Below are 4038 nucleotides of genomic sequence, written 5' to 3'. Positions count from 1 at the left end.
GCGCTGGCCGCGTTCCTTTCGAAGCACTTCCAGTACCGTCATGTCGGGCATGGCCTCGGAGACGGCAGATTGCACCGGTCCGGGCAGGTCTGTGGGCGCCACTTCGGTAACAATGTCGCCTTGGCTTTGAGGTTCGGGCACTTGAGTTGGTGAGCAGGCCGACAGAATGCCGGCAGCGACGATGATGTGAGTGGCAGATTTCATGGATCAGGTCCCCCATTGAGTGAAAGGTACTTTGGCGAAGAGTTCCCTTTCGCCTTTGCGCGGGTCATTCTCGAGCCGGGTCGTGGTGCCGAATACCAGTGTCTCCCGGTTTGGCAGCGTATGTCGAGACCAGTCCGGCAACCCGGGATGATTGGGCTGGCCTTCCCTGGCCATGGAGATGAAGGCGCGAGACAGTTCGTCTGCGACGCGTGCATACTCGCCTGTTGAGGGAACCTTTGTGCCGCCATACGTGCCGGATTGGTCCAAATTGTCGAAGGCAAAGGCGATGTCCATCGTGTGCGGTGCGCCCCATTTTCCACCCTCTTCTGGCGAGCCGAGGTTGAACTGGTAAACCCAGGTCGGGCCGTTCTCAGCCGCGCGCATATCTGCCTCTTCCACCTGTCCGCGCCACGACCGCCCGGCCGTAGTGGCTGCAAAAAATACATCACTCGGCGAATAGGACGGGTAGAGGGCACGATACTCCATTACGACATCGTCTGGGTCGATGTCGCACCGCATATGATCTGCTAGAAGTGTTCGAACGTCCGACCAATCGAGGTGGAATGTGTCTGGATGCTTTGCGCCAATCAGGTTTCGAGTCTCGTCCTTCGTGTTCCCGAGGATCATGGGGATCGATGAGGACTGTCCCGGAGCGCCAGGCCAAAAGGGATGGCGGTTGAGAAAACGTCCATCCAGGACAGGACCAAAATATAGGCCGTGCTCCGGATTGACCGGATCACGCGTTGCGAGTGCGTCGATGAGGGTTTCCACCGGAGCTGCTCGCAACGCAGTTGTGTCTTCTGGTGCGATGCCGAGGGTGTCGAGATAGGCTTGTGCGCGAAGCTGGCCGTTCAAGGGACCACAGGCGGTGACTTGTTGACCGCTCATTGTGGCTGCGGAATGAAACAGGCCTCGGGCGGACGGCGCGGCCATCAGGGTGGCAATCTTTGCCCCCCCACCGGACTGACCAAAGACGAAGACTCGCGACGGATCGCCTCCGAAGGCGGCCGCATTGTCGCGTACCCATTCAAGTGCAAGCACAAGATCCCACATGCCGGCATTGCCGGAGTGAGGAAAATCCTTATTGAGTCGACTAAGCGACAAGTACCCAAACGCATTCAGCCGATGGTTCACCGTGATTACGACCACGTCACCCTTGGTCGCCAGGTTCGTCCCATCATAGAGCGGTGAAGATCCGGAACCGCTGGCATAGGCTCCACCATGGAAATAGACCATGATCGGACGATTGCCACCATCGGCCAGACCTGGCGTCCAGATATTCAGGAACAGGCAATCTTCGCTGACATTCTCCACATTTCCCAATTGCGGAGCAGTCGCCCCATACTCGGTCGCGTCCCGCGTATCCGCCCAAGGGACAGGGGGGCGTGGCTTGGCAAAACGCGTTGGCGCCGTATCCGCACCATAGCGGACGCCCTTGAAGATATTGACTGCCTTGCGGCGATAGCCGCGAACCTTTCCGTGTGTGGTGGTGGCGACAGGATGTTCGGATGGCTTGCCAGCGAGCCCCATGAGCGGAGAACTGAGTGCAAGCGCGGCGGTGCCGCGAGTAAAGGCCCGTCGGTTCATCGTCAAGTTTCAAGCCCTCCCTGCTTCACTGGTCTAGCGGCGCACGTCCAGATCCGTTTGCGTCAAAAGGATTTCCACCTCCCCAACACTCGTTCTGTTGTAATCTCCGGCCACGGAATGCTTGATCGCAGCTGCTGCCGTTGCGAAGTTTACAGTTTTCTGCGGCGTGTCACGTGAGATCAGGCCGTGCAGGATGCCGGCTGCATACGCATCGCCCCCACCGATTCGATCTACTATGCCGGGCAAGTCCATTACCGGCGAATGCCAGGTGCCATCGCGTGTTGCCAGACGGCCTGTGAGGCGGTGGTGACTTGCGCCGACCTGCTCGCGTAATGTCGATGCGACATATTTCAATCGGGGGAACCGCGCGAAAGCAGTCTTCTCCGCATCCTCACGCCCAGGATATTTTTCTCCAAAAACGAGCTGTACGTCCAATTCATTGATAAAGGCGAGGGTGGCGTGTTCTAGCAATTGGGCCAGAATCTCCGGACCATTTCCGGACCAGCTTTTCCAGAGCTGTTCGCGATAGTTACCGTCGAATGAGACGTTTACACCCTGCGCGACAGCAGTGCGCGCTGCAGCCAATGCCGCACCAGCCGCATCGGGGCCCGTGGCTGGCGTGATGCCGGAAATGTGTAACCAGTCCGCATCTTCAAGCAATGTCAGCCAGTCATACGTCGCGGCGGGAGTCTCAACGAAGCTGCTTCCAGCCCGGTCATACGTAATACGAGATGGTCTTTGGACTGCCCCGGTTTCGAGAAAGTAGAGCCCGACCCGACCTTCGCGCCTCTGGATCGAATTGGTCTGAACGTCATGCGACCTCAAATCCCTGATCACCGCGTCAGCAAGCGGGTTTTCAGGCAAAGAACTGACCATGCGGGACGTGTGCCCGAACTGGGCGAGTGAGATGGCGACATTCGCCTCGGCGCCGCCGACATGCACGTTCAATGATGGCAATTGCATCAGACGTTGATTGTCGGACGCACTCATGCGGAGCAGGAGTTCTCCGAAGCAGACGATTGTGGCCGCCATGTCTGGTCAACCTTTCTCCCGGCTCAGCGGGCCAGCCAGCCGCCATCGACAGGCAGCGTAATGCCCTGCACGTAATCAGATGCGCTCGATGACAAGAAGACCGCCGCGCCACCGAGATCGGACGGCTTACCCCAGCGACCTGCTGGAATACGGCCGAGGATTTCGGTGTTGCGCGTTTCATCGGCTTGCAAGGCCGCTGTATTGTTTGTCGCGAAGTAGCCGGGGGCAATCGCATTCACATTAATGCCGTGCTTGGCCCATTCATTGGCGAGGATCTTGGTAAGTCCGGCTACGCCGCTCTTGGAGGCAGTATAGGACGGCACGCGAATGCCACCTTGGAACGAGAGCATCGATGCGATGTTGACGATTTTGCCACCCTTGCTGGCGGCAATCATTTCACGTGCGACCGCCTGACTCAGGAAGAACAACGTACGAAGATTCACATTCATGACCGAATCCCACTCGTCAAAGGTGAAGTCGATCGAATCGTTGCGTTTGATGATACCGGCATTGTTGATGAGTATGTCCACGGCGCCGAGAGCTGATTTGGCTTCTGTGACGATAGTCTCTACACTGTCTGCCGAGCCGAGGTCTGCGAGGATCGAGTGCGTTTTGCAGCCGGTCCCAGCCAGCATGTCCAAGGTCTCTGACGGTGCACTTCGGCCGACAAGGCAAATGTCTGCTCCCGCTTCCGCCAGCGCAACAGCCATGCCCTGGCCGAGGCCTGTGTTGGCTCCGGTGACAATGGCGCTCTTGCCTTCAAGCCTGAAGGGATTGGTCTTCATGGGTCGCTCCGAATGTCGTCTTGTTGCGATTGTTGTCCGCTCGAGGCCTAGGAGGCGAGTACCTGCTTTACATAGTCGGTGAGGGCCGCATCCTGGCTGTTTGCGAAGAAGAACTCCTGGAATTTCTCACCAGAGACTGCAGCCTTCAAGAGATCCTGATCGACTGACTTGAGGACGGTAAGCATGTCCTTGCAGGAGGCTTCCTTGAGCTTAGTGAGAATCCCGCGATTCTCAGCCATGACAGCGGCGCGTTCTCTCGGATAGCCCAGGCCCGGCTCACCCTCGAAAAGCTTACGATAACAGTCCTGGAGATTGAGTTCAGCAGCCCAGCCGAAGCCCTTCGCGTACGGCATGGAAATCGCGTTGCCGTCATTGATCTGGGCGAACAGGAAGGCGTCTGTTGGATCGATGACAAGGCCACAGAATACGC

The 4038-nt window shown here is 58.0% G+C and carries 3 protein-coding genes and 2 pseudogenes; all 5 read right to left on the bottom strand.

The window, feature by feature from the left end; genetic code table 11:
* Positions 1 to 204 (bottom strand): annotated as a pseudogene (locus tag B4F73_RS06305) (hypothetical protein); the annotation flags it as partial.
* A gap of 3 nt (positions 205 to 207) precedes the next feature.
* A complete protein-coding gene (locus B4F73_RS06300) occupies positions 208 to 1791 on the bottom strand; it encodes a carboxylesterase/lipase family protein (protein WP_290480193.1) in 1584 nt (527 codons plus the stop codon).
* A gap of 33 nt (positions 1792 to 1824) precedes the next feature.
* Positions 1825 to 2823, bottom strand: a complete 999-nt coding sequence (locus tag B4F73_RS06295) for a sugar kinase (protein ID WP_290480192.1) — start codon at positions 2821 to 2823, stop codon at positions 1825 to 1827.
* A gap of 23 nt (positions 2824 to 2846) precedes the next feature.
* Positions 2847 to 3608 carry a 2-dehydro-3-deoxy-D-gluconate 5-dehydrogenase KduD gene (kduD, locus tag B4F73_RS06290; RefSeq protein WP_206991626.1) on the bottom strand — a complete coding sequence of 254 codons (762 nt, stop codon included), beginning with the start codon at positions 3606 to 3608 and terminating at the stop codon, positions 2847 to 2849.
* Between the two features lie 47 nt (positions 3609 to 3655).
* A pseudogene (locus tag B4F73_RS06285) lies at positions 3656 to 4038 on the bottom strand (hypothetical protein); the annotation flags it as partial.

Origin of the sequence: Hyphomonas sp. UBA3601, from assembly GCF_002375605.1 — a bacterium.
Lineage (GTDB): Bacteria > Pseudomonadota > Alphaproteobacteria > Caulobacterales > Hyphomonadaceae > Hyphomonas.
Note: the sequence above shows the minus strand (reverse complement) of the source record. Positions and strands in the feature narration are given on the sequence as shown.